This window comes from Variovorax sp. HJSM1_2 (genome assembly GCF_049316285.1).
Taxonomy (GTDB): Bacteria; Pseudomonadota; Gammaproteobacteria; order Burkholderiales; family Burkholderiaceae_C; genus Rhodoferax_B.
In genome coordinates, this window is sequence record NZ_JBMOXA010000043.1 from 1 (window position 1) to 25,913 (window position 25,913).

Here is a 25,913-nt window from a genome sequence, read left to right on the forward strand (position 1 = left end):
CTTGCTGCCACGGGGCCTGAACTCCCGGCCCAGCCCTTTGTCGGAGCGCTAGGGACGCTCCGCGTCACGCTTGGCGACGCATACCCAGGCGCCCGAGCGCCGGGTGCTCGTCAACGCAACACTTCAGTGTTTGTGCTCACCGTGGTGGTGGTGCCCATGGTCATGGTCGTGATGCGCGTGCTGGTGGCCACCCATGCTGGAATGCATGTGGCCCCAGAACATCAGGGCTTCACGCCCCTCCACGGCCAATTCGATCTGAGCCCCCACAGGCAGCATGACCTTGGTCGGCACGTGCCCGAACGGCAGGCCGGTCAACACGGGAACCTTGAGCTGGCTGCGCAGCCATGCCACGACGGTGGCCAAGCGAAAACGCGCATCGTGTGGCACCAGTTGGTATTCGGTGAATTGGCCCAGTACAACGGCCTTCTGCTGCGCCAGCACACCCGCGTGCAGCAACTGCGTGAGCATGCGTTCAATGCGGTACGGCGACTCACCCACATCTTCCAAAAACAGCACACCGCCCTTGATCTGCGGGAAATACGGCGTGCCCAGCAACGATGTCAGCACCGCCAGGTTGCCGCCCCATAAGGTGGCTTTTTTGACGTGGAAGCTGGCGGGTGTGCTTGAGACTTTTGGGCTGTCCGCGGAGGCATTTTTCTTGGCTGCCGCCGGCGCGAAATCATCTTTGCCCAGGCGCCAGCCCGAGCCCTCGGCGCTGCCGGTGATGAAGTCGTCGAAACAGGCTTCCATGATGTCGTCAGGCGCCTCTTCGGTGCCAAAGTCGCCACCCAGCACCGGGCCCGCCCAGGTCAAGCTGCCGGTTTTGGCCAGCACGGCGCATTGCAGCGCTGTGAAGTCGCTCATGCCCACGAACTGCGTGCCCTTCTCCACGGCTTTGGCAATCGCCTTGTAGGGCAGTTGCGGCAGCAGCCGTGTCAGACCGTAGCCGCCACGTGTGGTCAGCACCACGTTGGCACCGCTGGCGGCTGCACGTTGGATGCCAGCGAGGCGGGTTTCGTCGTCACCGGCAAAACGCATATGGCTTTTGAGCGCAGCCTCGTCGACTTCCACGTCGTGGCCCAGGCTTTTGAGGCGGGAGAGACCGCGCTTGAACGCAGCCTTGTCGCGCACGGCGCCCGAGGGCGAAATGATGTAAATATGTTTTTTCACGGCGGTGAGTATCCCATTACGGCAACTGGCTGAAATAACGCAAAGCCTGCTCGGCGAGAAGCGCGCCGTACTCGGGCACAAAATGGCCGGTTTCGGGCAGTTCAACGACCTCGACATCGCCGCGTATCTGTGCCCGCAAAGCCTGCATGACCTCAGGCCCCAGCACTGGATCGCGCTGGCCTACGGCCATCCATGTGCGGCCGCTCCAACGTTCACGCCAGAAATCCGCAGCGGCGCGGGACAAGGCGGCGCCGGGCGCGTCAAAGTGGTCCGGCACCATGGCCGGAAAAGCGCGTGTGGCGGCGCGATAACCGGCATCGGGAAACGGTGCCGCATAAGCCGCACATTCTTCAGGGCTCAGATCTGGCTGGGCGCGTGCCATCAAGCGCGCAACGTCGAACGCCGGTTTGCGCGCGCACATCTCGCGCCAGTCCAAAAAACCTTGCGACAGAGGCGCATCCCCCGTGGCCAACATGCTGTTCATGACCAGCAAGCCTGCATAACGGTCCGACGCTTCGGGCTCGGCCATGGGCAGGGTCAGACCGAGCAGCCCCCCCCAGTCCTGCACCACCAGCACGACCCGTTGCAGGTCGAGCCGCTGAACCAGTTCCAACAACACCTGCCTATGCCATTCAAACCTGTGGGCCGCCGTTTTCTTGGGCTTGTCGCTTTTGCCGAAACCTATCAGGTCGGGGGCCACCACACGGTGACCGGCTGCAAGCCACACCGGCAACAGTTTGCGGTACACAAAACTCCAGACCGGGTTGCCGTGCAGGCACAGAAAGCTCAGTTGCTGCGCCGGGCGCGAAGCATCGTGTCCCTGCCTCTTCCCTTCATCCAGGTAATGCATGCGCAGGCCGTCCAGCGCGGGCAGATCGCCCACATACCGCGGCGCCCAGGGGTAATCGGGCAGCGCTGCAAAACAGCCATCCGGGGTGCGCAATGCATCGTCGCGCAGAGGATGCGCAGCCAGGGCAAGCGCACGCTGGCTTTGCCTACGCGCGCGAAAGAACGCCTGCAGCAACTGGCCACTCTCTTGAGCCAATAGGCCACCCGTGCAGTGGGTATGGTGGTTGAGTTGCGGAAACGCAAACAGGTTGACCACCGACCCAGCGGCACCTGTTTTCGGGTCCGCAGCGCCAAACACCACACGCCGCACGCGGGCGTGCAACAGGGCACCGGCACACATGGCACATGGCTCCAGCGTGACGAAGACGTCGCAGTCATCCAAGCGGTAGTTGCCAAGCACCTGTGCTGCGGCCCGCAAGGCCAGCAGCTCGGCATGGGCGCTGGGGTCGTGTGTGCCAATGGGCGCATTACGTCCGGTGGCAATGACCTGGCCGTCCTTGACGACCACCGCCCCCACCGGCACTTCGCCCGCGGCGCGCGCTTCCTCTGCCGCCGCCAGCGCCAGTTGCATGGCGTCGATATCGGTCAATGCCATGTATCCCATACCCTCCATGGGTGAGAAGAATGCGGAGAACGAATGCGGGTCATCTTGCTATAAAAATGGAAGCTATCTGCGCCTACTGTTGTTGCGCGAAAGGCCTATTTCAATCTGAGAGCCTGTTCAAAATCTATTGAGGGCCGCGTTGAGGTGCAATCGGGATGAGTTGGCTGTCAGAGACCGCAGCATGGGCTGTCTGCCCATGCAAAGGGCTATGGCAGACAAATCGCCCGATTTCACCTCAACCCGCAGGGCAAATGGTCTTTCGGGAGAACTGCGTCGTTGCCAAACCAGCCAAGGCACAAGCCTTGGCTTGGGTTTGACGCCTCGCATCTCATCCCGAACCACCATTTGCGCGGCCCCCAATAGATTATGAACAGGCTCTTAGTCTTTTGGCTCCGGCCTGGGCGTGGCCAGTGCGTCATCCAACGATTTTTGGAACTGCTGCACCTGCTGAAGCTGTTGTTTGGGTGTGTTGAGCTGTGGTGCCTGGGAAGCTGGGGGCGCTGGCGCAAATTGTTTCTTCACCAGCAGCGCCACCAGCAGCAAGGCAAGCACTAGCCCCAGCAGCCCCATCCCGCCCTTCATGCTGAGGTGGCATCGTCATCGGGCAGCATGCCCAGGCGCTGCATCCAGGCCGCAAGGGCACGTTGATCGTCGTTGCCAGCAGCGTAGCTGGCATACATTGCCGCGTGGGATTCGGGCCGATGCTGGTTGAGTTTGAGCTTGCATTGAAGCTGCGTCACACGCAGCGTAAACGGCACGATGCCACGCACCATTTTTTGCGCAAACTCTTCCCCCAGATCGCGCCATTGCTGGGCGTAGGCCGGCTCGTGGTCGGCAATCAGGTGCTTGAGCAAAGCGTCCGTGTCCTCAAACGATTCAATCACCTGCGCTTGCACCGTGCAGTGCACCGCCAGATAGTTCCAGGTGGGCACCCGCGCCAGATCGGGGTAGACCGAGGGCGACATATAGGCATGTGGGCCCAGAAAGGTGACCACCGATTGGGGCCGCGCCAACAGATAACGCCAGTGCGGATTGGGCCGCGCCACATGGCCCAGCAGCAGCATTTCGGCGGCTGCAGCGCCGTCGCTGTCGCCCTGCCCCTCGCTGGCCGCCAGCAGATGCAGCGGCAGATGCGTCACATAAGGCAGACCGTCGTCGTCGGTGCTGATCAGGCTGGCAAAAGGGTTTTGCCGTATCAGTTCGCGCGCGTGGCCCGCGTCCTTCGTATTGAATTGTGGGGGCATGTACATGCGAGCAATGTACCGTTTTTTGACAGCTAAACGTTTTCGGCCAAAGGGGCGTCAGGACCGCATTCCAAAAAAAGCCGCACGTGGCTTGGAAAAAGCTTACATTTCGACGCAATTGCAAATTTTGGCCGCGACTTCGGCTGATGGTGTGAGTTCGCTTCTCGTGTGATCACTTCTTTCAGGAGTTTCCATGAACGTTCGCAATTTGAGCATTCGCACCCGACTGAGCCTGGGCTTTTGCACCTTGGCCTTGATGGTGCTGGTGGTCGCGGCAATGGCGATGATCTCGCTGTCACAGTCCAACGCCCGCTTTACCAACTTCACTTCTGGCTTGAATGCCCGCGCCGCCATGACGGCGCAGATCCGTGCCGCCGTCGATGACCGGGCGATTGCCGCACGCAACCTGGTGCTGGTGACCAAGCCAGCCGATCTGGCGCTGGAAAAAGCGGCCGTGACCAAGGCCCACAAAGATGTGCAGGAGCGCCTGGCCTCGCTGCAGAAAATGATGCTGGAGACCAGCGATGTGACGGAGGAAGGCCGCCGCCTGGTGAGCGAGATCGTCAGGGTGGAACAGTCTTATGGGCCGGTGGCGCTGGGCATTGTCGATCTGGCCGTCAATGACAAACACGCCGAAGCCACCAACCGCATGAACGACGAATGTCGCCCGCTGTTGGCCGCCTTGGTCAAGGCCACCAATGCCTTCATGGTGTTTGCCGAAAGCCGAACCGAGTTGCTGCGCCAGAAAGCGGCGCAAGAGTACACCAGCCAGCGCTACACCATGCTCGAGCTGTCGGCCGCAGCCCTTGTGTTGGCCGTGCTGCTGGGCTGGCTGATCACGCGCAGCGTCATCCTGCCGCTGAACCAGGCCGTGGCGGCCACCGACCGTATTGCCAGTGGCGATCTCAGCGAACCTATCCAGGTAGAGTCCACTGACGAAACCGGCCAGTTGCTGAGCGGCCTGCAGCGCATGCAGCAAAGCCTGGTCAATACCGTCAGCACCGTGCGCACCAGCGCCGAAAGCGTGTCGCTGGCCAGCGCCGAAATCGCCAAGGGCAACAACGACTTGAGTGAACGCACAGGGCAGCAAGCTTCGGCGCTGGAGCAGACCGCCGCCTCCATGGAACAACTCGGCAGCACGGTGCACCACAATGCAGAGAACGCGCGCCAGGCCGGCCAACTGGCGGCGGCCGCATCCGCCGTCGCGGTCAAGGGCGGAGACGTGGTGAGCCAGGTGGTTGAAACCATGAAGGGCATCAACGACAGCTCACGCCAGATCGCCGACATCATCAGCGTCATCGACGGCATCGCTTTTCAAACCAATATCCTGGCGCTGAACGCCGCCGTGGAAGCCGCCCGCGCCGGTGAACAAGGCCGCGGATTTGCCGTGGTGGCCAGCGAAGTACGCAGCCTGGCCCAGCGCAGCGCCCAGGCGGCCAAGGAAATCAAAACACTGATTTCCGCCAGCGTGGAACGTGTCGGCCAAGGCTCGACCCTGGTCGACCAGGCCGGCACCACCATGCAGGAAATCGTCGCCTCGGTGAAACGCGTGTCGGACATCATGGGTGAAATCAGCGCGGCCAGCAGCGAACAAAGCACGGGGGTCTCACAGGTTGGCGACGCGGTCAATCAAATGGACCAGGCCACGCAGCAGAACGCGGCCCTGGTCGAAGAAAGTGCGGCTGCCGCCTCTCATCTGCGCAGCCAGGCAGTGGAGTTGGTGAATGCTGTGGCGGTGTTCCACCTCGGTCACGACGCGCATGAGGTCTCTGCGCATGGCGTGCGAGCGCCCGGCCTGGCCAAGGCCGGCCCGCTCAGCCCCCTTCCGGTCAAAAGCTTGAAGCGCCTGACATCTAGCGGACGAGAGGCTGGCGCCGATGAGGAAACGTTTCTGGCCCGCGCTGCCTAAGCCCTAGTGCCGGGCCGCCAGCAGCGTACCGGCGCAGAGACCGAATCCAATGCGGGCAGCGCCCGGCTTTTCGCACCAGCCGGTGATCTCCACGCTGTCACCGTCTTCGAGAAAACTGCGGGTTTCACCGCCGGGCAAGGAGATCGGGTTTTTGCCACCGGCGGTGAGTTCAATCAAGGCACCGGCCTGGTCCAGCGTGGGCCCAGACAAGGTGCCCGTGCCCAGCAGATCACCCGGCTGCAGGTTGCAGCCGTTCACCGTGTGGTGCGCCACCATTTGCGCCACCGTCCAGTAGGCGTGGCGGTAGCTGGTGCGTGAGATGATGGCGCCCTGCTCTTTCGCAGCCTGCATGCGCTGCGTCAACAGGCGCACTTCAAGCTGCACGTCAAAAGCCCCGAGTGCGCTGTTGGCCATGCCCTGCAAGTACGGCAAGGGTTTGGGGTCGTCTTGAGGGCGTTCAAACGGCACACGGTACGGCGCCAGAGCCTCCAGCGTGACCACCCAGGGCGAGATGGTGCTGGCAAAGTTCTTCGACAAGAACGGCCCCAGCGGCTGGTATTCCCAGGCCTGGATATCGCGCGCCGACCAGTCGTTGAGTATGCACAGGCCGAACACATGCTCCTCGGCATCGTCGATCGCAATCGGCTCGCCCAAGGCATTGCCTTGGCCTATGAACACACCCAGTTCCAACTCGTAGTCCATGCGTTTACACGGGCCGAACACCGGTTCGGTGGCGCCAGGCGGCAAGGTCTGACCCTTGGGGCGTGGAAAACTTTGACCCGACACTCCTATGCTCGACGCCCGGCCATGGTAGCCAATCGGCAGCCACTTGTAGTTGGGCATCAGCGGGCTGTCCGGGCGAAACAGCCGGCCGATGTTGGTGGCGTGGTGCACCGAGGTGTAGAAGTCGGTGTAGTCGCCGATGCGCGCCGGCACGGCCAGCTCGGCCTGGTCTTGCGGTATGAGTGCAGCGCTCAGTTGCGCTTGTTCAGGCGCCCCTTGGCGCAGCGCTCTAGACAAGGCCAGGCGCAGTGCCGACCAAGCCTGCGGGCCAAGTGCCATCAAGCGGTTGAGGCTGTCGCTGGAGGCGGCTTTGAGGGCTGAGCCGGCCTCACCTGTGAACAAGGCCAGGCGGGCCAGCGCCGTCAAATCCAGAATCTGCGTGCCTATGGCCACACCGATGCGCAGGTGCTGCGCGCTATCGGCCGGACGAAAGGCAGCAAACGGCAGGTTCTGGATAGGGAAATCGGTGCCCGGCTGGTTCGCAGACGGCACCCAGCTGCGCAGGCTGGGGTCATGGGTTTCGTTGAGCAGTGTCATCGCGATAGTGCCTAGGCTTAGCGTTGTGCGGGGTTGAAGTTCTTCTGCAGGCCTTGCCAGCAGCGGTAGTAGTCGGCCTGCAATTGCGCACTCTCCTGCGCAAAACGCGTGGGCTGGATCACCGTGGGGGTTTCGAACATGAAGGCCATGGTGTCGGCTACACGGTGGGCTTTGCTGGTGTCGGCCGCGCTGGCTTTGCCGAAGGTGTCGGCGTCCGGCCCGTGGCCGCTCATGCAGTTGTGCAACGAGCAGCCGCCAGGCTCGAAGCCTTCGGCCTTGGCGTCATAGACCCCGTGCACCAAGCCCATGAATTCGCTGGCAAAGTTGCGGTGGAACCACGGCGGGCGGAAGGTGTTCTCGGCCACCAGCCAGCGTGGCGGGAAGATCACAAAGTCCAGCGTGTCCACACCCGGTGTATCGCTTGGCGCCTGCAGCACCAGAAAGATCGACGGATCCGGGTGGTCGTAGCTGATGGAGCCAATGGTGTTGAAGCGGCGCAGGTCGTACTTGTAGGGCGCGTAGTTGCCATGCCAGGCCACCACATCCAGCGGCGAATGGCCGATGGCCGCCGACCACATGCGTCCCTGGAAACGTGCGACCAACTCAAAGCTGCCCTCGCGGTCTTCATAGGCCGCCACGGGCGTGAGAAAGTCGCGCGGGTTGGCCAGGCCGTTGGAGCCTATAACCCCCAGGTCGGGCAGGCGCAGCAAGGCGCCGTAGTTTTCACACACATAACCACGCGCCGCGCCGTCCGGCAGGCGCACCTGGAAACGCAGGCCGCGCGGAATGACGGCGATCTCTTGCGGCTCGACCAATAGCAGGCCCATTTCGGTGGCGATTTCCAGGCGGCCGAGCTGCGGCACGATGAGCAGTTCGCCATCGGCGTTGTAGAAAAAGCGCCTATCCATGGAGCGGTTGGCCGCATACAAATGGATGCCACAGCCCGCGTTGCCGCCCATGGTGACCATGCCGTCGACAAAGTCTGTCGCCTGCATGGCGGGCGGCATGGGCAACGCGCTCCAGCGCATTTGGTTGGGCGATGTGGGGGTGTCGCCAATGCCATGCCCCCAACTGAGCCAGCGATGGCCACAGGTCGCGGGCGCAAACGGTTGGTGCATGGCCGCCGGCCGAATGCGGTAAAGCCAGGCGCGCCGGTTGCTGTGGCGCGGCGCGGTGAAGGCCGTGCCCGAGAGTTGCTCGGCATACAAGCCGTAGGGCGCACGCTGCGGCGAGTTGCGGCCTACCGGCAAGGCACCGGGCAAGGCTTCGGTGGCGAACTCATTCGCAAAGCCGCTGAGGTATTCAAGGGCTGCTGCGGACGCCGCCGCTGCAGCAGGTTCGGTAGCCATGGGTTTGTCTCCTGAAAACGCGTCGGCTGCGACGGCGATCACCCGGGTGGGGCGGCGTATCGGCAACTCTTGGAAATGATGAGGAAAAAGTGTCGCACCGGCCCACGGCGTGAGCGCAGGCAGCTATCCATTTTGCAGCGAAGTCCTTCTTAAACGACACTCTTGGTACAACCGCCGTCCACCCGCAGCGCCGCGCCCGTGGTGCCCGAGGCCAGCGGGCTGGCAATGTAGGCCACCATGCTGGCGATTTCTTCCGGCGCTTCAAAACGTTTGATCAGCGAGGTGGGCCGGGCGGTTTCAAAAAACGCCTTCTCAAAAGCCTCTATGCTTTGACCATCGGCCTTGGCCAGCGCTTCGACAAAGTCGCCCACGCCGCGCGATCTGGTCGGGCCGGGCAAAACGCTGTTGACCGTGATGCCGGTGCCGGCCACTGTTTCGGCCAAACCGCGCGAAACCGCCAGTTGTGCGGTCTTGGTCATGCCGTAGTGCACCATCTCGGCCGGAATCTGCACCGCGCTTTCGCTGGAGATGAAGATGATGCGGCCCCAGTTGGCCTTTTTCATGGCGGGCAGGCACAGCCGCGCCAGACGCACACCACTCAACACATTCACGTCGAAAAAACGGCTCCAGTCTTCATCGGGAATATCTTCAAACGCCTTGGGCTCGAAGATGCCCAGGTTGTTGACCAGGATTTCGATGCCGGGGTGTTGCTGAACCAGAGCCTCGGCGGCCGTCGCCGTGCTGAGGTCACCCGCAAAACCTAGCACCTGACCGCCCGTGCCGGCCTTGATGCTGGCCACCGCCGCGTCCACCGAGCCCTGCGAGCGGCCATTAACAATGACACGCGCGCCCTCGGCCGCCAGAGCGGATGCAATCGCGTAGCCAATACCGGCGGTGCTGCCGGAAACCAAAGCCAGTTTTCCTGTGAGTTGGAGATCCATCTTCGTCCTTCAAAAGTAGGTGAAAGAAAGCTTGCCTAGCGAACACTTGGGTGCATATTGTGCGCACCTAGCCGTCACACCGGGGCTTTCGTTACGGCTTTTTTTACAAGACGATACTCAGGATTCTTAGGCCACTTGCCGCACCGCACGAGGCGCCACCACCGCCATGATGACCGCCAGCATGGCCACGGCAAACAACGCCACCGTGAGCGAGCTCAGATGCGCCACAAAACCCACGATGGGCGGCCCCACCATAAAGCCCATATAGCCCAGCGACGCCACCGAGGCAATGCCGTGCGCCGGCGTCACACCGGGCGCGCGTGCAGCAGCACTGAACAACACCGGCACCACGTTGGCCAGCCCCACACCCACGATGGCAAAGCCCACCAGGGCCTGTAGCGGATGGCTGGCCAAGACACCAAACACCATGCCCGCAGCGGCCAGCCCGGCGCTGGCGCGCAGCAAGGTGGCAGACGAAAACCGTGCACGCAACCAGTCACCACCAAAGCGCGTGACGGCCATGGCCGCGGAGAAACCCGCGTAGGCCAATGCGGCCACGTTCTGGCTGGCCCCGACCTCTTGTTTCACGAACAGCACGCTCCAGTCGTACATAGCACCCTCCACCACAAAGCCGAGTGCGCCCATCAAACCCAGCATCAGCAACACGCCGTGCGGCACACGGAAGTGGCTGGCTTCGCCCTCGTGCGGCGCGGGCGGCAGCAAGGTCGAACCCGCCCAGCCAATTGCCAGAAGTGACAAGGTGGTCACGCCCCACAAGTGGTGCGATGGCATCACGTCAAACGACAACAAGGCGCTGCCAATGCCCGCTCCGGCCATGCCGCCAGCGCTGAACATGCCGTGGTAGCCGCTCATCTGGGGACGCCCCTCCAGCCGTTCCAACTCTGAGGCCTCGGCATTCATGGCCACGTCCATGGTGCTGCTGCACAAGCCAAATACCGCCAGCAAGACCATCAATGCGCCAAACCCCGGCATGGACACCAAACCCGCCAAAGCCAGCGCCGTGACACCACCACAAATCCACACCATGCGCCTGGCGCCAAAGCGTGCGATGGAAAAGCCCGCACCCAGCAAACCGGTGACGGCCCCCAGGCCTGCGGCCAGAATCAGCAGGCCCAGGTCGGCCTCGTTCAGCCCGTACAACGCCTTTACCGTTGGAATATGCACGCCCCAGGTGGCGAACATCAGCCCGGCAAAGAAGAACAGCGTGCGTACGCCCCAACGGGCGGAGGAGAGATCAGGAGAAGCGATGGAGGTGAGAGTTTGAGACATCAGTGCAGCGTTTCAACAGAGCATTTCATTCTCGCTGCACTGGACGACCAACGCTCGCGCCCTTGGTTCGTGTCCCTGAAGCTTCGCCGGGTGAAATCGAGGGCGCTTGCTTCTGCTGGATTTTTAGTGGCACGTTTGCATCTTCTGACGGGCGAGGCATGCAGAATGCAGCCAACCATCTGCTCAACTACAAGCCAAAAGAATAGGCCGCTGCACCATGGACTTCCAACCCATACTCGACGACATCGTCGAAGCCATCCGCCCCGAACTCGGCAAAGAAGGCCGCGTGGCCAACTACATTCCTGCGCTGGCCAATGTGCCCGCCGCGCAGTTTGGCATTGCGTTGCGCACCTATGTAGGCCGCGAGGCGGCAGCTGGCGACTTTGCCACGCCGTTTTCCATCCAGAGTATTTCGAAAGTGTTTGCACTCGGCATGGGCATGCGCCTCACGGGCGAAAGCCTGTGGGAGCACATTGGCCGCGAGCCGTCCGGCAGCGCCTTCAACTCACTGGTGCAGCTGGAGAACGAACAAGGCGTGCCGCGCAACCCGTTCATCAATGCGGGTGCGATTGCGCTGGTCGACCGTTTGCTCGGCCACCTGGATCCCAAGGCCGAAATGCTCGCCCTGCTCTCCAGCCTGTGCAACGAGCCGGTGTTTTTTGACGAAGTGGTGGCTGCCTCAGAAGCCGCCACCGGCTTTCGCAATATTGCGCTGGCCAACTTCATGAAGAGTTTCGGGCGTATCGAGAATGACATCGACGGCGTGCTGGACGCCTACTTTCACCACTGTTCGGTACGCATGAGCTGCCAGCAGTTGGCCCGGGCCGCAGCGGTTTTGTGCGCGGATGGGGCACACCCCTTTCACGCCGATCAGAAAGTGCTGACCGAACGGCAGACGCGGCGCATCAACGCCCTGATGCTGACCTGCGGTACCTACGACGCAGCCGGCGAATTCGCCTACCGCATCGGCCTGCCCTGCAAAAGCGGCGTGGGCGGCGGCATCATCGCCGTGGTGCCCGATACGCTGAGTCTGTGTGTCTGGTCACCGGCGCTGGACCATACAGGTAACTCTTTGTTGGGGATGCGGGCGCTAGAGATGTTCACCAGCATGACGGGGTTGTCGGTTTTTTAAGGCTGATCACCAAGTGGAAAATCCTGCCCATCGCGAGGACAATTCGAATCAGTCATCGCGCCCCCAGAGGACGGCGACAAGTCGAGCCTCAGTTGACGGTCTGGTAGTGGCCAATTCCCCAGATCAACATGTTTGCCCAGACCAACATAGCTGTGAATCAGCACGAGTTCGTTAACCGGCCAGCAAATAGGCGCAATTGGTTCGCAAGGTACAGGCGGCGACTTATAGACGAGAGTCACATGAGGGTTGAACCGAGACCGAACAAGCTGACCTATACCCGCTGTCCGCATCTCCTTGCCCACTGCGCGCTGTAGCAAACCCAGTGACTTGAGCTGAACGGTGCTTGTCAGGGCTAGGCCACCGGGAGCATCTCCCTCGAAGCTACCCACACGATCGAAACCAACATTGAAGGGGCCCAGTTCGATACGGCTCTCTACATACATGGCACAGCGCACCAGTTCTTGCGGTACGTGGTCATAGTCACCCAACCAGTGAAGCGTGATGTGCAGTCGTTCCGCGTCAATGGGCCTCCCGGGCAGGCCATACCTAGCCATCTGCTGTCCCGCTACCTCTCGCGCCATTGCTGCGGCTTCAGGACTGAGCCGAACCGCGAAGAAAAACCTATGTTGGTTGTGCATCGCGATCGGCCCCTCAAAGGCTTTAGTAAGCCATTATTCCCACTCAATCGTTGCCGGCGGTTTGCTCGACACATCGTAGGTCACGCGGTTGATGCCGCGCACTTCGTTGATGATGCGGCCGGACACTTTCTTCAGCAGCGCGTAGGGCAGCTCGGCCCAGTCGGCGGTCATGAAGTCGCTGGTTTGCACGGCGCGCAGGGCCACCACATAGTCATAAGTGCGGCCGTCGCCCATCACACCCACACTCTTCACCGGCAGGAACACGGTAAAGGCCTGGCTGGTGAGTTCGTACCAGGTCTTGCCGGAGGCAGCGTCTTTGAAGTTGCGCAGCTCTTCGATGAAGATGGCGTCGGCACGGCGCAGCAGGTCGGCGTATTCCTTCTTCACTTCACCCAGGATACGCACGCCCAGGCCGGGGCCTGGGAATGGATGGCGGTAGACCATCTCAGGCGGCAGGCCCAGGGCCACGCCGAGTTCACGGACTTCGTCCTTGAACAGGTCACGCAGCGGCTCCAGCAGCTTCAGGCCGAGTTGCTCCGGCAGGCCGCCGACGTTGTGGTGGCTCTTGATGGTGACGGCCTTCTTGCTCTTGGCGCCGCCGGACTCGATCACGTCCGGGTAAATCGTGCCTTGGGCCAGGAAGGTAGCGCCCTTGTGGCCGCCGCCGCCAGCCTTGAGCTTGGCGGCTTCTTGCTTGAACACCGTGACAAACTCGCCGCCTATGATTTTGCGCTTGGCTTCAGGGTCGGACACGCCTGCCAGCTTGCCCAGGAACAGCTCGCTGGCGTCAGCTCGGATGACCTTGGCATGCAGCTTGCCGACGAACATGTCCATGACCATGTCGCCCTCGTTCAGGCGCAGCAGACCGTGGTCAACGAACACGCAGGTCAACTGGTCGCCAATGGCGCGGTGGATCAGTGCGGCAGCCACGCTGGAATCGACACCACCGGACAAGCCGAGGATCACTTCTTCATCACCCACTTGCGCGCGGATCTTTTCCACGGCCTCAGAAATGTAGTCGCCCATGATCCAGTCCGGGCGCGTGCCGCAGATGCGCAGCACGAAGCGGTTGAGCAGCGCCTGGCCCTGCACGGTGTGCGTGACTTCGGGATGGAACTGCACGCCGTAGAAACCGCGCGTCTCATCGGCCATGCCGGCGATGGGGCAGCTGGGGGTGCTGGCCATGAGCTTGAAGCCAGGTGGCAAGTCGACCACCTTGTCGCCGTGGCTCATCCACACATTCAACATGCCGTGACCTTCGGCCGTGGCGAAATCTTCCAGGCCTTCGAGCAGCTTGGTGTGACCATGCGCGCGCACTTCGGCAAAGCCGAACTCGCGTTGGTGCCCGCCCTCGACCTTGCCGCCCAACTGGTGCGCCATGGTCTGCATGCCGTAGCAAATGCCCAGGACCGGGATGCCCAAATCAAAAACCGCAGCAGGCGCCTTGTCCGTCGTGTCTTCGTAGACGCTGGCATGGCTGCCGGACAAGATCACGCCCTTGAGCTGACCATCGGCCGCAAAGCTGCGAATCCAGTCTTCGCTCACATCACAGGGGTGCACTTCGCAGTACACGTGGGCTTCACGGACGCGGCGGGCGATCAGTTGCGTGACCTGGGAGCCGAAGTCGAGGATGAGGATTTTTTGATGTTGCATGGTCAAAAACAAAAAACGGGCAGCTGGGCTGCCCGACATGAGACAAGGAAGTCTTTACGCCTGAGGCGGAATGCGCAGCACCTGGCCAGGATAGATCTTGTCCGGGTGCGTCAGCATGGGTTTGTTGGCTTCGAAGATCTGCGGGTACGCGTTGGCGTTGTTGTAGAACTTCTTGGCGATGGCGCTCAAAGTGTCGCCCTTGGCCACGATGTGGTACTGCGACTGGTCAGCTGGCGCGGACGACTGCAATTCATCGTTCACACCGGCCACTCCCTGCACGTTGCCACAACACAGCACAATTTTCTCTTTGGTGGCTTGGTCGGCCACCGTGCCCGCCACCGTGACGAACTGGGTCGCACCGTCAAAGGTGATTGTCAGACCGTCCGTGGGCAGGTTTTGCGTACGGATATAGGTGCCGATGGCGGTAGCGGCAGCCGCGTTGGCGGCTGCGCTCTTGTCGGCACTGCTTGGCTCGGCTACGGCAGCCGCAATTTCCGGCGACTTGCCGAACAACTTCTCACCAGCTTCTTTGAAGAATGAAATCACGCCCATCAAATACTCCTTAAGGTGTTCACAGTTATTACGACGAAGTCTGACGAAAATCACTCTGCTCGGTAGTTCGGCGCCTCCTTGGTGATCTGCACGTCGTGTACGTGGCTCTCCCGGATACCGGCAGCGGTGATTTCAACGAACTCCGCCTTGTTGCGCATCTCTTCGATCGTCGCGCAGCCACAATACCCCATGCTGGCGCGCACACCGCCGGCCATTTGGTAAACAATCGAAACCATAGAACCCTTGTAGGGCACGCGGCCTTCAATGCCTTCGGGTACCAGCTTGTCGGCATTGGGGTTGCCCGTGGTCGACTCCTGGAAGTAGCGGTCGGCACTGCCTTGCTGCATGGCCCCGATGCTGCCCATGCCACGGTAACTCTTGTAGCTGCGGCCCTGGAACAGGATCACTTCACCAGGCGCCTCTTCGGTCCCGGCAAACATGCCGCCCATCATCACGGTGCTGGCACCGGCGGCAATGGCTTTGGCGATGTCGCCGCTGTAACGGATGCCGCCGTCGGCAATCAGCGGCACACCGGTGTCGCGCAGCGCAGTCGCCACGCCATCGATGGCCATGATTTGCGGCACGCCCACACCGGCGACGATACGCGTGGTGCAGATGCTGCCAGGGCCAATACCGACCTTCACGGCATCGGCACCGGCTTCTACCAAGGCCAGCGCGGCTGCGCCAGTGGCGATGTTGCCGCCGATCACGTCGATCTGCGGATAATTTTGCTTGACCCAACGCACACGGTCGATCACGCCCTTGCTGTGGCCGTGTGCGGTGTCCACCACGATGGCGTCTACACCGGCACGCACCAGCGCTTCAACACGCTCTTCGGTGCCCTCACCCACACCGACGGCTGCGCCTACGCGCAATTGGCCTTGCGGGTCGCGTGCGGCGTTGGGGAAGCTGGTTTGCTTGGTAATGTCTTTGACGGTGACCAGGCCCTTCAGTTCAAACGCGTCGTTGATGACGAGCAGGCGTTCGAGCTTGGACTTGTTCAGCAGCGCCTTGGCTTCGGCCAGGGACGCGCCTTCCTTGATGGTGACGAGCTTTTCGCGCGGCGTCATGATTTGGCTCACGGGCACGTCGTAACGGGTCTCGAAGCGCAAATCGCGGCTGGTGACGATGCCGACCACCTTGCCGCCATCACACACCGGGAAACCCGAAATACCAAGCTGTGCCGCCAGGTCGATGACCTGCCGCACCGTATGTGTGGGGGTGATGACGACAGGATCGCGCAACACGCCGGATTCGTAACGTTTGACCTTGGCGACCTCTGCGGCCTGCTCCTTGGCGGTCAAGTTCTTGTGCACGATGCCCATGCCGCCCTCTTGCGCGATGGCAATAGCCAAACGGGCTTCGGTCACAGTGTCCATGGCAGCGGACACGAGCGGCAGGTTCAGGGTGATGTTGCGCGACAGACGGGTCGCAAGGGAAGTGTCCTTGGGAAGGACTTGGGAGTACGCTGGCACCAACAACACATCGTCGAAGGTGAGCGCTTTTCCTAGCAGGCGCATAGTTGAAAGCTCCAAAAGAAGGATTGTACTCGGCCAACGCAGGCCCTTGCTTGCCAGGGCCGATGTCGCCCGCATCACCTGTAGGAAAATTGAAACCCAACCCCGCTAGTGAAGCCTGGGTTGGAGCGCTAAACTGCGCCTATGGGTTATTTCAAAAGCGTTATTCTGATCGGCGCCGTGGCGTTCTCCGCTAGCGCTTTTGGCCAATGGCAGTGGCTCGACCACGATGGCAAAAAAGTCTTCAGCGACCGCCCGCCTCCGGCCGATATTGCGGACAAGAACATCCTCAAACGCCCGCCAGGCAGTCGGCCGGCCATGCCGTCTGCCGCGCTTGCCGCCAGCGCCGCGCCCGGGGCTTCCGCAGCCATACCGAAGATTTCCGGCGTAGACCCAGCGCTAGAAGAGAAGAAAAAGCAAGCCGAAGCCACCGAGGCAGCCAAGAAAAAACAAGAGGCGGAACAACTGGTGGTCGCCAGAATGGAGAACTGTACCCGCGCCAAACAAGCCAAGGCCACGTTCGATTCGGGCGTTCGCATCACGCGCACCAATGCCCAAGGTGAACGTGAATACCTGGACGACAACGCGCGCGCTGCCGAAACCAAGCGCCTTCAGGAAATCATCATGACCGACTGCCGCTGACGAGCCACAACCAGGTCCGGGCCGTCCGCTCAGTACCCCGCCTTGCCGCCCACACGGCGTTTGGCAAACAGACCCGCACCACGGGCCCCCTGGCTGGCAAAGCGTTCACGCCTTGCCACTTTGGGATCAACACGCAACTTGCGGTAGACCTCCACACGGTCGCCATCGTGCAGCACTTTTTGCAGGCTCGCCGCCCTGCCCCAGACACCGGCTTGCAACTCACCCTTGGCGCAAGCCGCTGTTTCCGCCGCCAGGCCTGCCGCAGCCAGGGCGTCAGCCACTTTTGCACCTGCCGGCAGCACCAAGGCCTGCTCGACCACCTGTTGTGGCGCGCTTGAATACGCAACAACGACCTGCAGCAATCCCTTGGACATCACCCGTAGACCTGTTCGGCGCGTTTCACAAAAGCGTCGACCATGCTGGCAGCAATACGGTCAAACACCGGGCCGACAATGGCCGAAAGCGCCAGGCTGTCAAAGCCATATTGCAGCGACAAGCCGACCTTGCAGGCGCGTTGCTGGCCATCACCCACGGGGTCGAAGGTCCAGACACCTTCGAGATTGGAAAATGGTCCTTTCACCAACTTCATACGCACCTCACGCCCGTCGACATGGGTGTTTTGGGTAACGAATGATTGGTGAATGCCGCTGAACGCAATGCCGACTTCGGCAGTCATGCCGTGTGCATCCTGCGTCAAAACGCTGGCGCGGTCGCACCATGGCAGAAACTGTGGATACTGGTCCACCGCCGTCACCAGGTTGAACATTTCCTGGGGGCTGTACCAAATGAGAACTGACTTATTTACATTTTTCATAGAATGCCGGGCTGCGCCGGATTGTAGACACGCCTTGTGCAGAACCGATCCGTCCTCATTTATCGCCCATGGCCAAAAAACCTGAAACATCTTCCCGCATTGCCGACAATAAAAAGGCCGCCTACAACTACTTTTTCGAAGAGCGGTATGAAGCCGGCTTGGTGCTGGAAGGCTGGGAGGTCAAGGCATTGCGCGAGGGCAAGGTGCAACTGACCGATGGCTACGTGGTGATTCGCGACGGTGAAATGTTTGTCATCGGCTGCCAGATCAATCCTCTCAAGAGCGCTTCCACCCACGTCAACCCGGACGCGGTGCGCACCAAAAAACTCTTGTTGAAAAAAGAGGAGATCAGGCGCTTAACCATCAAGATCGAGCAAAAAGGCTACACCCTGGTACCGCTCAACCTGCATTGGAAGAATGGCCGGGTGAAATGCGAAATTGCGCTTGCCAAGGGCAAGGCCGAACACGACAAACGCGACACCATCAAAGACCGCGAAGGTAAGCGCGAAGTGGAACGTGCGATGAAGTCGCGCAGCCGCTGAGCCGCCGAGAACCTGTCAATCTACATTAAGTTATTCAAATAACTTGATGATTTTTAATAAAAAAGCCTGAACGCATTTTGCATCCAGGCTTTTTTAATGCGGAACACGCTGCTTAGATATTGGCTGGCTGAGGTACGCGACGATTTTTTCCCGCCCGCATGCTGCTCATGACAGCCGCGGCAAAGGCCAGCAGCATCAGAGCCAGACTGCCAGGCTCGGGCACGCTGTTGACGACGTTGCCAGTGTTGCCACCTTTGTCGGCAGTACCGCGGTCCAGGCCTTCAAATGCCGCCACTTCGGTGGTGGTAAAGCCATGGCTGTTGTTGATGGCGATGTTCGATTCCCAAGCGCCCACCACAACGTTGCCGTTGATCTGCCCGCTACCACCGCTGACCGTTGCGAACGGGGCCAGAATACTGCCGACGATACCCACACCATCAAAGTTCAGGTCGGTGGCTTCATAGAAGTTATAGAGCACGTTGTAATTGCCAAAGGCGTTGGGGGTGCCGCCCTTGAAGCCAGCCACATCACCGCTGATGTTCAAGATGATGGTGCTGCCAGCGGCGAGTTGGCTCAAGCTGGAATAAGTCACGCTGTAAAGGTCCGCGCCCGCGACATTAAAGACTTCCACCGCCGAGTTGCTGCCGGTAAAACTCATGCCGCCCCATTGGATAGCCGTTTGACCGGTGCTGCCCAGGGTCGACAAAGAAGTCGACAAATTCGCCATGTCGGCCGCCAGTTGGGCAAACGGCACAGATGCGGCACCACTTTCCCAAACACCCGAGAAACCCAGGCCCGAAGTCGTTTTGCTGCCCCCCACGGCCACGTTGCCGTTGGAAATGGAGCCATTCTTGAAGCTGAGGTTTCCCCCCACCACCAAGGCGTCACCCGCATAAGCGTCGTTGCCGCCGTTGATGCTGTAGCCAGAGGCCGTGAAGTTGCCGCCCACCGCAACAGCACCCTGGATGCTGGCGTTGGATGCGTTGAAGTCGTTCAGGCTCACCAGATTGAACTCTCCCGCCAAACCCAGGCCTACGGGTGCTGCTTGCGCCACGCCGACAGCACTCAGCGCGGTGACAAACAAAACAGAGAAAGAGATTTTTTTGACCGAAGTAAACATCAAGAAAGGCGAAATCATCACAAGTTGTTAGCGTCTTGGCTTAATTGTGACTAAATCCGACAATTCCAAGAGTGGACGTGGATGCGACAACTTATGCTTCCGTGTGATATGTCACGTGGCCGTGCCTTTATCCATCAACTAGGTTGCAGTTATCACACACATCAAACCGGTTGCGGCCTCTCATCTGACGCGTCAGAGCATCAAGAAACGACTCGACAAGCTATCAAAAACTAGAGCAGCCAAAACTTTACTGGCATAGCTTAAAAGCCAAATTCAATAGAAAAACAGCGGCACCCGATTAGCAAATGTGTAGGGGATTTCACAAAACAGCCATAGTTCTATAGCGGCTGCATAATCAAATGCAACATGTCCACCCCGAATTCCTTGCCAACATCCTGGGCCAGTGCTGAACACAACGCGACGCTTGCGCTCGCGAATGCCGCAGTTGACCCTGGCGCGCCCGGTGCACAGGGGTCCATCACCGATGTGCTGGGTGTTGAAGTCGGGCAGTTCACCGACAGCCGCCGTCCCACCGGGTGCAGCGTGGTCATCGTGCGCGAAGGCGCGGTGGCCGGCGTCGACGTGCGCGGCGCGGCGCCCGGCACGCGCGAGACCGATTTATTGCATCCCAGCAATCTTGTGGACCGTGTGCATGCCATCACCTTGGCCGGTGGCAGCGCCTGGGGACTGGATACGGCCACGGGTGTGATGCGCTGGCTGGAGGAGCAAGGCGTGGGCCTGCGCTGTGGCGCCTACGGGCTGGTACCGCTGGTGCCGGCCGCGGTATTGTTTGACTTGCCGGTTGGTGGGCCAGGTGGTGGCGCCAACATCCGCCCCGACGCCGAAGCCGGTTATCGCGCCTGCCAGCAAGCCAGCCGCAACCCGCCCGCGCAAGGCAATGTCGGTGCCGGTGCCGGCGCGCTGGTGGGCAAGCTGTTTGGTGTGGACCGGGCCATGAAAGGCGGTATTGGCAGCGCTTCGCTGACCGTCAACGGCGTCACCGTAGGGGCCCTGGTGGCCGTCAACGCCCTGGGTGACGTGGTGTGCCCGAGTAGCGGGCGCCCTCTGGCCGGTGCGCGCACCGCCGAAGGAGCTGCGCTGCTGGGCACGGCCCGGGCCCTGATGAACGGTGAGATGCCCAAGCCCTTGCTACGTGGTACCAACACCACCATCGGGGTTGTGGCCACCGACGCCAAGCTGAGCAAAGCCCAGGCGCACCGCCTGGCCCAGGTGGCGCATGATGGTTTGGCGCGCAGCATCAACCCCGTGCACACCATGTCCGATGGCGACGCCATGTTTGCGCTGGCCACCGGCGCTGCATCTCCCGAGGCTGAAGCGCCGGGCATGATGACGCTGAGTGTGCTGGCCGCCGAAGTGACGGCGCGTGCCGTGCTGCAGGCGATCTGGGCGGCAGGTTGTGTGTCGTTTGATGGCATGTATTGGCCTTGCGCCTCTGCACTGCATGCGGCTGCGCCCGCCCCGCAGGATCGGTGACGACTGCAGTGCTCACCAACCCTTCCCCCGCGAAGACTGCTTCCATCACCCGTCCATTGCGCCTGGCGCGCTGGCTGCCATGGGCGACGCTGGTGGTGTCATTGCTGATGTCCGTCTATGTGACCCTGGAGCTGGATAAGCTGCGCCGCACCGAAGACCGCCAGCGTGTCAACGCCTTGGCAGCGGACCACGCCCACGCCATCCAGGTCACACTGGAACGCACACTTTCCGCCACTTACGCGTTGGCCGCGTTGATCAGGCAAAGCCGAGGCAGCTTTCCCAATTTTCCGGCCGTGGCCGAGGAAATGCGTGCGGTCTACCCCGGGGCATCGATTCTCGGGCTGGCACCCGACGGCATCGTGCGCCAGGTGGTGCCGCTCGCAGGCAACGAGCGCTCCATAGGCTTTAATGCCATGCAAGACCCGGTGCAGGGCCCGGAGGCACGGCAGGCCATCCGAACCAAGCAACTCACCTTGGCCGGGCCCTTCAACCTGGTGCAAGGGGGCCTGGGCGCCGTGGGGCGGCAACCCATCTACCTGAAAAACCCCGAGGGCAATCTCGAATTCTGGGGCTTCGCCTACGTGGTGATGCGTTTCCCCGAGGCCTTGTCCAGCGCTAGGCTGGACGGCTTGGCCACCCACGGACTGAACTACGAACTTTGGCGGATCATGCCGGATTCAGGCGCACGCCAGACCATTGCCAGCTCGGTGGGAAGCAACCGCCTGGTCGAACCGGTGGAGCGCGAGATCAACCTGCCCAATGGCGACTGGATTCTGAGCCTCGCGCCCCAGCAAGGCTGGACCGACCCGGCGGGCCTGGCCCGCAAATTCGGCATGGGCGTGGCCGTGAGTCTGCTGCTGAGTTATCTGTCCTTGGTGCTGGTGCGGCTGAAACGCCACGAGAAAGGGCTGGAGTTGCAGGTGCAAAAGCGCACCAGCCAGATCTTCACCGCACAAAACAAACTCCAGGCCACGCTCGATGCCATTCCCGACCTGATGTTCGAACTTGACCTGGAAGGCATTTGCCACGACTACCACGTCCCCTCCTCCGCCCCCTATTTGCAGCCCAGCCTGGATGAGCTCAAGAAGAGCGTGGGCCGCCATGTCGGCGCCTTGTTGCCACCAGAGGCCACCGCAAAGGTGCTCGCGTCGCTGCAGCAGGCGCATCACAGCGGGCGCTCCGACGGACAGCAGTTTCAGATGGAAATGTCGCATGGCACGGCCTGGTTCGACATCTCCGTAGCGGCGAAACCGGCCGACCCCGACCAGTCACAGCGCTTCATCGTGCTGGCGCGCGACGTCACCAACCGCAAGCAAACCGAAACCGATTTGCGGGTTGCCGCCACCGCCTTTGATGCCCACGAGGGCATGGCCATCACCGATGCCAACAAACAAATCATCAAAGTGAACCCGGCGTTCACCGAAATCACCGGCTACAGCCAGGAAGAAGCCTTGGGCAAAAGCCTGAACTTTCTGAACTCCGGCCGGCACGACACCGCCTTCTACACACAGATGTGGCAAACCGTCATCGAAACCAACTCCTGGCGCGGCGAAATCTGGAACCGCCGGCGCAACGGAGACATCTACCCCGATATGCGCAGCGTCACCGCTGTGCGAGGCGATGGTGGCTTGATCACCCACTTCGTCAACACCTTCTCCGACATCACCCAGCGCAAGGCGACCGAGGACGAGATCCGCAAGCTGGCGTTTTACGACGCCCTCACACAATTGCCCAACCGGCGCCTGCTGCAGGAGCGGCTGCGCGTGTCACTCACCAGCACGGCTCGCAACCAGCAGCGCGGTGCCTTGTTGTTCATCGATCTCGACAACTTCAAAACCCTGAACGACACCCAGGGCCACGACGTGGGCGACCTGCTGCTGCAGTTGGTGGCCCAGCGCCTCACTGAATGTGTGCGCAAGGCCGACACCGTGGCGCGCCTGGGCGGCGACGAATTCGTGATGATGCTGGAAGAGCTCAGCGCCGACCCTGCACTGGCCGCCGCCCACGTGACACATGTCGGTGAAAAAGTGATTGACGTACTGAACCGCCCTTACGCCCTGGTGGGACGTGAGTTCCACATCACCCCCAGCATAGGCATCACCTTGTACGATGGTCAGGCCCAGACCAGTGATGAATTGCTCAAACAGGCCGACCTGGCCATGTACCAGGCCAAGGCTGCCGGGCGCAACACCATGCTGTTCTACGACCCGGAAATGCAGGCCGTGGTGACCCAGCGCGTGGCGCTGGAAGCCGACATTCGCCAGGGAATAGCCCAGCAACAGTTTTTGCTGCACTACCAGCCGCAGGTCGACGGCGCCAACAATGTGCTGGGGGTGGAAGCCCTGCTGCGTTGGGCGCACCCCAGCAACGGCATGGTCGCGCCTTCGCTGTTCATCCCGCTGGCCGAAGAAACCGGCCTGATCGAGCCGCTGGGACACTGGGTACTGCAACGTGCCTGCAGCCAGTTGGCCGAATGGGCGCAGCACCCCACGCGCGCAGCCTGGACACTGGCCGTCAACGTCAGCGCCCGGCAGTTCCGCCAGGCCGACTTTGTGGAAGACGTGCGCCAGGTGCTGCGCGACACCGGTGCCAATCCGCATCGGCTGAAGCTGGAGCTGACCGAGACCATGCTGCTCACCGACCTGGATGACACCATTGCCAAGATGAACCTGCTGCAAGCCCAAGGCGTGGGATTTTCGCTGGACGATTTTGGCACTGGCTACTCGTCGTTGGCCTATCTGAAATTGCTGCCGCTGGACCAATTGAAGATAGACCAATCGTTTGTGCGCGACCTGCTCAACGACCCCAACGACGCCGCGATTGCGCGCACCGTGATTGCCCTGGCGCGCAGCCTGGGCTTGGCGGTGATTGCCGAAGGCGTGGAGACACCTGCGCAGCATGCATTTTTGCTGCGCGAAGGCTGCGACGCCTACCAGGGCTACCTGTTCACACCACCACTGCCGGTGGATGCGCTCGAGGCTTGGGCCGAGAGTCGCGAGGTGTTGCTGACCCAGGGCGCTTGACCGCAACAAACCCTTGCCAGCCCGTTAACCAGTCGCGCGGCCAAACCCTTGGTGCCATAAAAAAGCCGCAACACCCTGAGGGATGTTGCGGCTCTGTCGAACCGTCTAAGGTTCGTAAAGGGCTTACTTCAAAGCCTTGTAGCGCATGCGCTTGGGCTTGGCGCCCTCTTCACCCAGGCGCTTCTTCTTGTCGGCTTCGTACTCTTGGTAGTTGCCGTCGAAGAAGGTCCATTGGCTGTCGCCTTCGGCCGCCAGAATGTGTGTGGCGATACGGTCGAGGAACCAACGATCGTGGGAAATCACCAGCATGGTGCCGGCGAATTCCAGCAACGCGTCTTCCAGCGCACGCAGGGTTTCCACGTCCAGGTCGTTCGACGGTTCGTCAAGCATCAGCACGTTGCCGCCCGCCAGCAGCGTCTTGGCCAAGTGCAGGCGGCCGCGTTCACCGCCGGAGAGCATGCCAACCTTCTTCTGCTGGTCGCCACCGCTGAAGTTGAAGCGGCCGCAGTAGGCGCGGCTGGCCATCTGGAACTTGCCCACGTTGATGATGTCCAGACCACCGGAGATGTCTTCCCAGACCGTTTTTTCGTTGGCCAGGTCGTCACGGTGCTGGTCGACAAACGCCATCTTCACGGTGGAGCCGATCACGACTTCGCCGGAATCAGGCTGTTCCCTGCCGGCAATCAGCTTGAACAAGGTCGACTTACCGGCACCGTTCGGGCCGATGATGCCGACGATGGCGCCGGCCGGAATGTTGAAGCTCAGGTTGTCGATCAACAAACGGTCACCAAACGACTTGCTTACACCCTTGAACTCGATCACCTGGCTGCCCAAGCGATCCGCCACGGGGATGAAGATTTCGTTGGTTTCGTTGCGCTTCTGGTATTCGTAATCGCTCAATTCTTCAAAGCGTGCCAAGCGCGCCTTGCTCTTGGCCTGACGGGCCTTGGGGTTCTGGCGCGACCATTCCAATTCCTTCTTCAAGGCCTTGGCACGGGCTTCTTCACCCTTTTGCTCGGCTTCCAGGCGTGCGCCCTTTTGCGTCAGCCAATCGGAGTAATTGCCCTTGTACGGAATGCCGGAACCACGGTCGAGCTCCAGAATCCACTCGGCCGCGTTGTCCAGGAAGTAGCGATCGTGGGTGATGGCCACCACGGTGCCCGAATAACGCTGCAGGAACTGCTCCAGCCAGTCCACCGATTCGGCGTCCAAGTGGTTGGTGGGTTCGTCGAGCAGCAACATGTCGGGTTTGGACAACAACAGGCGGCACAGCGCCACGCGGCGCTTTTCACCACCGGACAACACGCCGATGTTGGCGTCCCACGGTGGCAGGCGCAGCGCGTCGGCAGCGATTTCCAACTGGTGCTCAGAATCCGTGCCGGCGGTGGCGATGATGGCTTCCAGCTCGGCCTGTTCGGCGGCCAGGGCGTCAAAGTCGGCGTCTTCTTCGCCGTAGGCGGTGTAGACCTCTTCCAGGCGCGCCTTGGCTGCAAACACCTTGCCCATGGCCGCTTCCACGCTTTCACGCACGGTTTGGGTCGGGTCCAACTGTGGCTCTTGCGGCAGGTAGCCGATGTTCAGGCCGGCCATGGGAATGGCTTCGCCTTCGATCTCCTTGTCGATGCCGGCCATGATTTTCAGCAGGGTCGACTTACCCGAGCCGTTGGTGCCGAGCACGCCGATCTTGGCGCCCGGGAAGAAGCTCAGGGAAATGTCTTTGAGAATGTGGCGCTTGGGCGGCACGATCTTGCCGACGCGATTCATGGAAAAAACGTATTGGGCCATCTTTGCGTGTTCGGTGTTGGGTGTTGTTTGTGTGCGGAGGAGGAAGGAAATTTCTGCCGAAAACCGGTTAATTCAGAAATGATTAATTGGGGATTATCCCAGCATGCGACAATACGGGGGTTGCAGAATTCCAATTGACTGCGACACCAGCACATGGCTGGGGGGCAAAACACCTTGTTTTGTACCCATTTCCTTTGAATCTTGTCTGCCTTTGATTGGTGCCCACATCCACGATGCGGGCGATAGGCCAGACGTCCAAGCGCCCCGGACGGGCGCATCAACAATGAACTTTGAAGAACTGAATCTGGCCCCTGCCATTCTGGAG

At 61.2% G+C, this 25,913-nt stretch carries 23 protein-coding genes; 6 read left to right on the plus strand and 17 right to left on the minus strand.

Going from position 1 to position 25,913, the window contains the following annotated elements; all coding sequences use genetic code 11:
- Nucleotides 1-123: 123 nt before the first annotated feature.
- The 4 genes from ACFQ95_RS24940 to ACFQ95_RS24955 form a co-directional block, all read right to left on the minus strand.
- Nucleotides 124-1,170, minus strand: coding sequence for an LD-carboxypeptidase (locus tag ACFQ95_RS24940; protein ID WP_422835492.1), 1,047 nt, complete (start codon nt 1,168-1,170; stop codon nt 124-126).
- 16 nt (nt 1,171-1,186) lie between these two features.
- Nucleotides 1,187-2,614 carry a tRNA adenosine(34) deaminase TadA gene (gene tadA, locus ACFQ95_RS24945; protein ID WP_422835494.1) on the minus strand — a complete coding sequence of 476 codons (1,428 nt, stop codon included), beginning with the start codon at nt 2,612-2,614 and terminating at the stop codon, nt 1,187-1,189.
- 387 nt (nt 2,615-3,001) lie between these two features.
- Nucleotides 3,002-3,205, minus strand: a complete 204-nt coding sequence (locus ACFQ95_RS24950) for a hypothetical protein (protein ID WP_422835496.1) — start codon at nt 3,203-3,205, stop codon at nt 3,002-3,004.
- Entirely contained in the window at nt 3,202-3,873 is a 672-nt protein-coding gene (locus ACFQ95_RS24955) for an FMN-binding negative transcriptional regulator (protein ID WP_422835498.1), read from the minus strand. Before ACFQ95_RS24955 ends, ACFQ95_RS24950 begins: the two co-directional genes overlap by 4 nt.
- Before the next feature lie 187 nt (nt 3,874-4,060).
- On the opposite strand from ACFQ95_RS24955, the gene ACFQ95_RS24960 reads away from it, so the two are divergent.
- Nucleotides 4,061-5,776: a methyl-accepting chemotaxis protein gene (locus tag ACFQ95_RS24960; RefSeq protein ID WP_422835500.1), complete on the plus strand. Its 1,716-nt coding sequence runs from the start codon at nt 4,061-4,063 to the stop codon at nt 5,774-5,776.
- A gap of 3 nt (nt 5,777-5,779) precedes the next feature.
- Here the strand turns inward: ACFQ95_RS24960 and fahA are convergent, their stop codons facing one another.
- The 4 genes from fahA to ACFQ95_RS24980 all read right to left on the minus strand — a co-directional run bounded on the left by fahA (nt 5,780) and on the right by ACFQ95_RS24980 (nt 10,676).
- Nucleotides 5,780-7,096: a fumarylacetoacetase gene (gene fahA / locus ACFQ95_RS24965; protein WP_422835502.1), complete on the minus strand. Its 1,317-nt coding sequence runs from the start codon at nt 7,094-7,096 to the stop codon at nt 5,780-5,782.
- Nucleotides 7,097-7,113: 17 nt separating this feature from the next.
- Entirely contained in the window at nt 7,114-8,445 is a 1,332-nt protein-coding gene (hmgA, locus tag ACFQ95_RS24970) for a homogentisate 1,2-dioxygenase (RefSeq protein WP_422835504.1), read from the minus strand.
- Between the two features lie 149 nt (nt 8,446-8,594).
- Nucleotides 8,595-9,386, minus strand: coding sequence for an SDR family NAD(P)-dependent oxidoreductase (locus tag ACFQ95_RS24975; protein ID WP_422835506.1), 792 nt, complete (start codon nt 9,384-9,386; stop codon nt 8,595-8,597).
- A gap of 126 nt (nt 9,387-9,512) precedes the next feature.
- Nucleotides 9,513-10,676: an MFS transporter gene (locus tag ACFQ95_RS24980; protein WP_422835508.1), complete on the minus strand. Its 1,164-nt coding sequence runs from the start codon at nt 10,674-10,676 to the stop codon at nt 9,513-9,515.
- A gap of 217 nt (nt 10,677-10,893) precedes the next feature.
- Here ACFQ95_RS24980 and ACFQ95_RS24985 point away from each other — a divergent pair, with 217 nt between their 5' ends.
- On the plus strand, nt 10,894-11,808 hold the full coding sequence (locus ACFQ95_RS24985) for a glutaminase (protein ID WP_422835510.1): 915 nt from the start codon (nt 10,894-10,896) through the stop codon (nt 11,806-11,808).
- On the opposite strand, the gene ACFQ95_RS24990 is transcribed toward ACFQ95_RS24985, so the two are convergent.
- The 4 genes from ACFQ95_RS24990 to guaB are packed head-to-tail and all read right to left on the minus strand — an operon-like array spanning nt 11,805 to nt 16,171.
- Entirely contained in the window at nt 11,805-12,446 is a 642-nt protein-coding gene (locus tag ACFQ95_RS24990; RefSeq protein ID WP_422835512.1) for a 2'-5' RNA ligase family protein, read from the minus strand. The two genes, ACFQ95_RS24985 and ACFQ95_RS24990, sit on opposite strands and share 4 nt — an antisense overlap.
- A gap of 33 nt (nt 12,447-12,479) precedes the next feature.
- Nucleotides 12,480-14,099: a glutamine-hydrolyzing GMP synthase gene (guaA, locus tag ACFQ95_RS24995; protein ID WP_422835514.1), complete on the minus strand. Its 1,620-nt coding sequence runs from the start codon at nt 14,097-14,099 to the stop codon at nt 12,480-12,482.
- Nucleotides 14,100-14,153: 54 nt separating this feature from the next.
- Complete coding sequence (gene lysM, locus ACFQ95_RS25000; protein ID WP_422835516.1) at nt 14,154-14,651, minus strand: peptidoglycan-binding protein LysM; 498 nt, start codon at nt 14,649-14,651, stop codon at nt 14,154-14,156.
- Between the two features lie 50 nt (nt 14,652-14,701).
- On the minus strand, nt 14,702-16,171 hold the full coding sequence (gene guaB / locus ACFQ95_RS25005; RefSeq protein ID WP_422835518.1) for an IMP dehydrogenase: 1,470 nt from the start codon (nt 16,169-16,171) through the stop codon (nt 14,702-14,704).
- Between the two features lie 141 nt (nt 16,172-16,312).
- Between guaB and ACFQ95_RS25010 the strand changes: the two genes are divergently transcribed.
- The gene (locus tag ACFQ95_RS25010) at nt 16,313-16,810 is read left to right on the plus strand and encodes a DUF4124 domain-containing protein (protein ID WP_422835520.1); all 498 of its coding nucleotides are present in this window, start codon (nt 16,313-16,315) and stop codon (nt 16,808-16,810) included.
- Between the two features lie 29 nt (nt 16,811-16,839).
- Here ACFQ95_RS25010 and ACFQ95_RS25015 read toward each other — a convergent pair whose 3' ends face one another.
- Both ACFQ95_RS25015 and ACFQ95_RS25020 read right to left on the minus strand, forming a co-directional pair.
- Nucleotides 16,840-17,184 (minus strand): RnfH family protein, encoded by a 345-nt coding sequence (locus ACFQ95_RS25015; RefSeq protein WP_422835522.1) that lies wholly within the window; start codon nt 17,182-17,184, stop codon nt 16,840-16,842.
- On the minus strand, nt 17,184-17,624 hold the full coding sequence (locus tag ACFQ95_RS25020) for a type II toxin-antitoxin system RatA family toxin (RefSeq protein ID WP_422835524.1): 441 nt from the start codon (nt 17,622-17,624) through the stop codon (nt 17,184-17,186). The genes ACFQ95_RS25015 and ACFQ95_RS25020 overlap by 1 nt, the downstream gene beginning before the upstream one ends.
- Before the next feature lie 68 nt (nt 17,625-17,692).
- Between ACFQ95_RS25020 and smpB the strand changes: the two genes are divergently transcribed.
- On the plus strand, nt 17,693-18,166 hold the full coding sequence (smpB, locus tag ACFQ95_RS25025) for an SsrA-binding protein SmpB (RefSeq protein WP_422835526.1): 474 nt from the start codon (nt 17,693-17,695) through the stop codon (nt 18,164-18,166).
- 112 nt (nt 18,167-18,278) lie between these two features.
- Here the strand turns inward: smpB and ACFQ95_RS25030 are convergent, their stop codons facing one another.
- Entirely contained in the window at nt 18,279-19,304 is a 1,026-nt protein-coding gene (locus ACFQ95_RS25030) for a choice-of-anchor A family protein (protein ID WP_422835528.1), read from the minus strand.
- A gap of 348 nt (nt 19,305-19,652) precedes the next feature.
- Between ACFQ95_RS25030 and ACFQ95_RS25035 the strand changes: the two genes are divergently transcribed.
- Both ACFQ95_RS25035 and ACFQ95_RS25040 read left to right on the plus strand, forming a co-directional pair.
- A complete protein-coding gene (locus ACFQ95_RS25035) occupies nt 19,653-20,780 on the plus strand; it encodes a P1 family peptidase (RefSeq protein ID WP_422835530.1) in 1,128 nt (375 codons plus the stop codon).
- A gap of 8 nt (nt 20,781-20,788) precedes the next feature.
- Nucleotides 20,789-23,803: a bifunctional diguanylate cyclase/phosphodiesterase gene (locus ACFQ95_RS25040; protein ID WP_422835532.1), complete on the plus strand. Its 3,015-nt coding sequence runs from the start codon at nt 20,789-20,791 to the stop codon at nt 23,801-23,803.
- Between the two features lie 123 nt (nt 23,804-23,926).
- Here ACFQ95_RS25040 and ettA read toward each other — a convergent pair whose 3' ends face one another.
- Together ettA and ACFQ95_RS25050 are read right to left on the minus strand one after the other, a co-directional pair.
- Nucleotides 23,927-25,588, minus strand: a complete 1,662-nt coding sequence (gene ettA / locus ACFQ95_RS25045; RefSeq protein ID WP_422835534.1) for an energy-dependent translational throttle protein EttA — start codon at nt 25,586-25,588, stop codon at nt 23,927-23,929.
- On the minus strand, nt 25,564-25,913 hold a 350-nt coding region (locus ACFQ95_RS25050; protein ID WP_422835536.1), incomplete at its 5' end, for a hypothetical protein. The genes ACFQ95_RS25050 and ettA, both read right to left, overlap by 25 nt.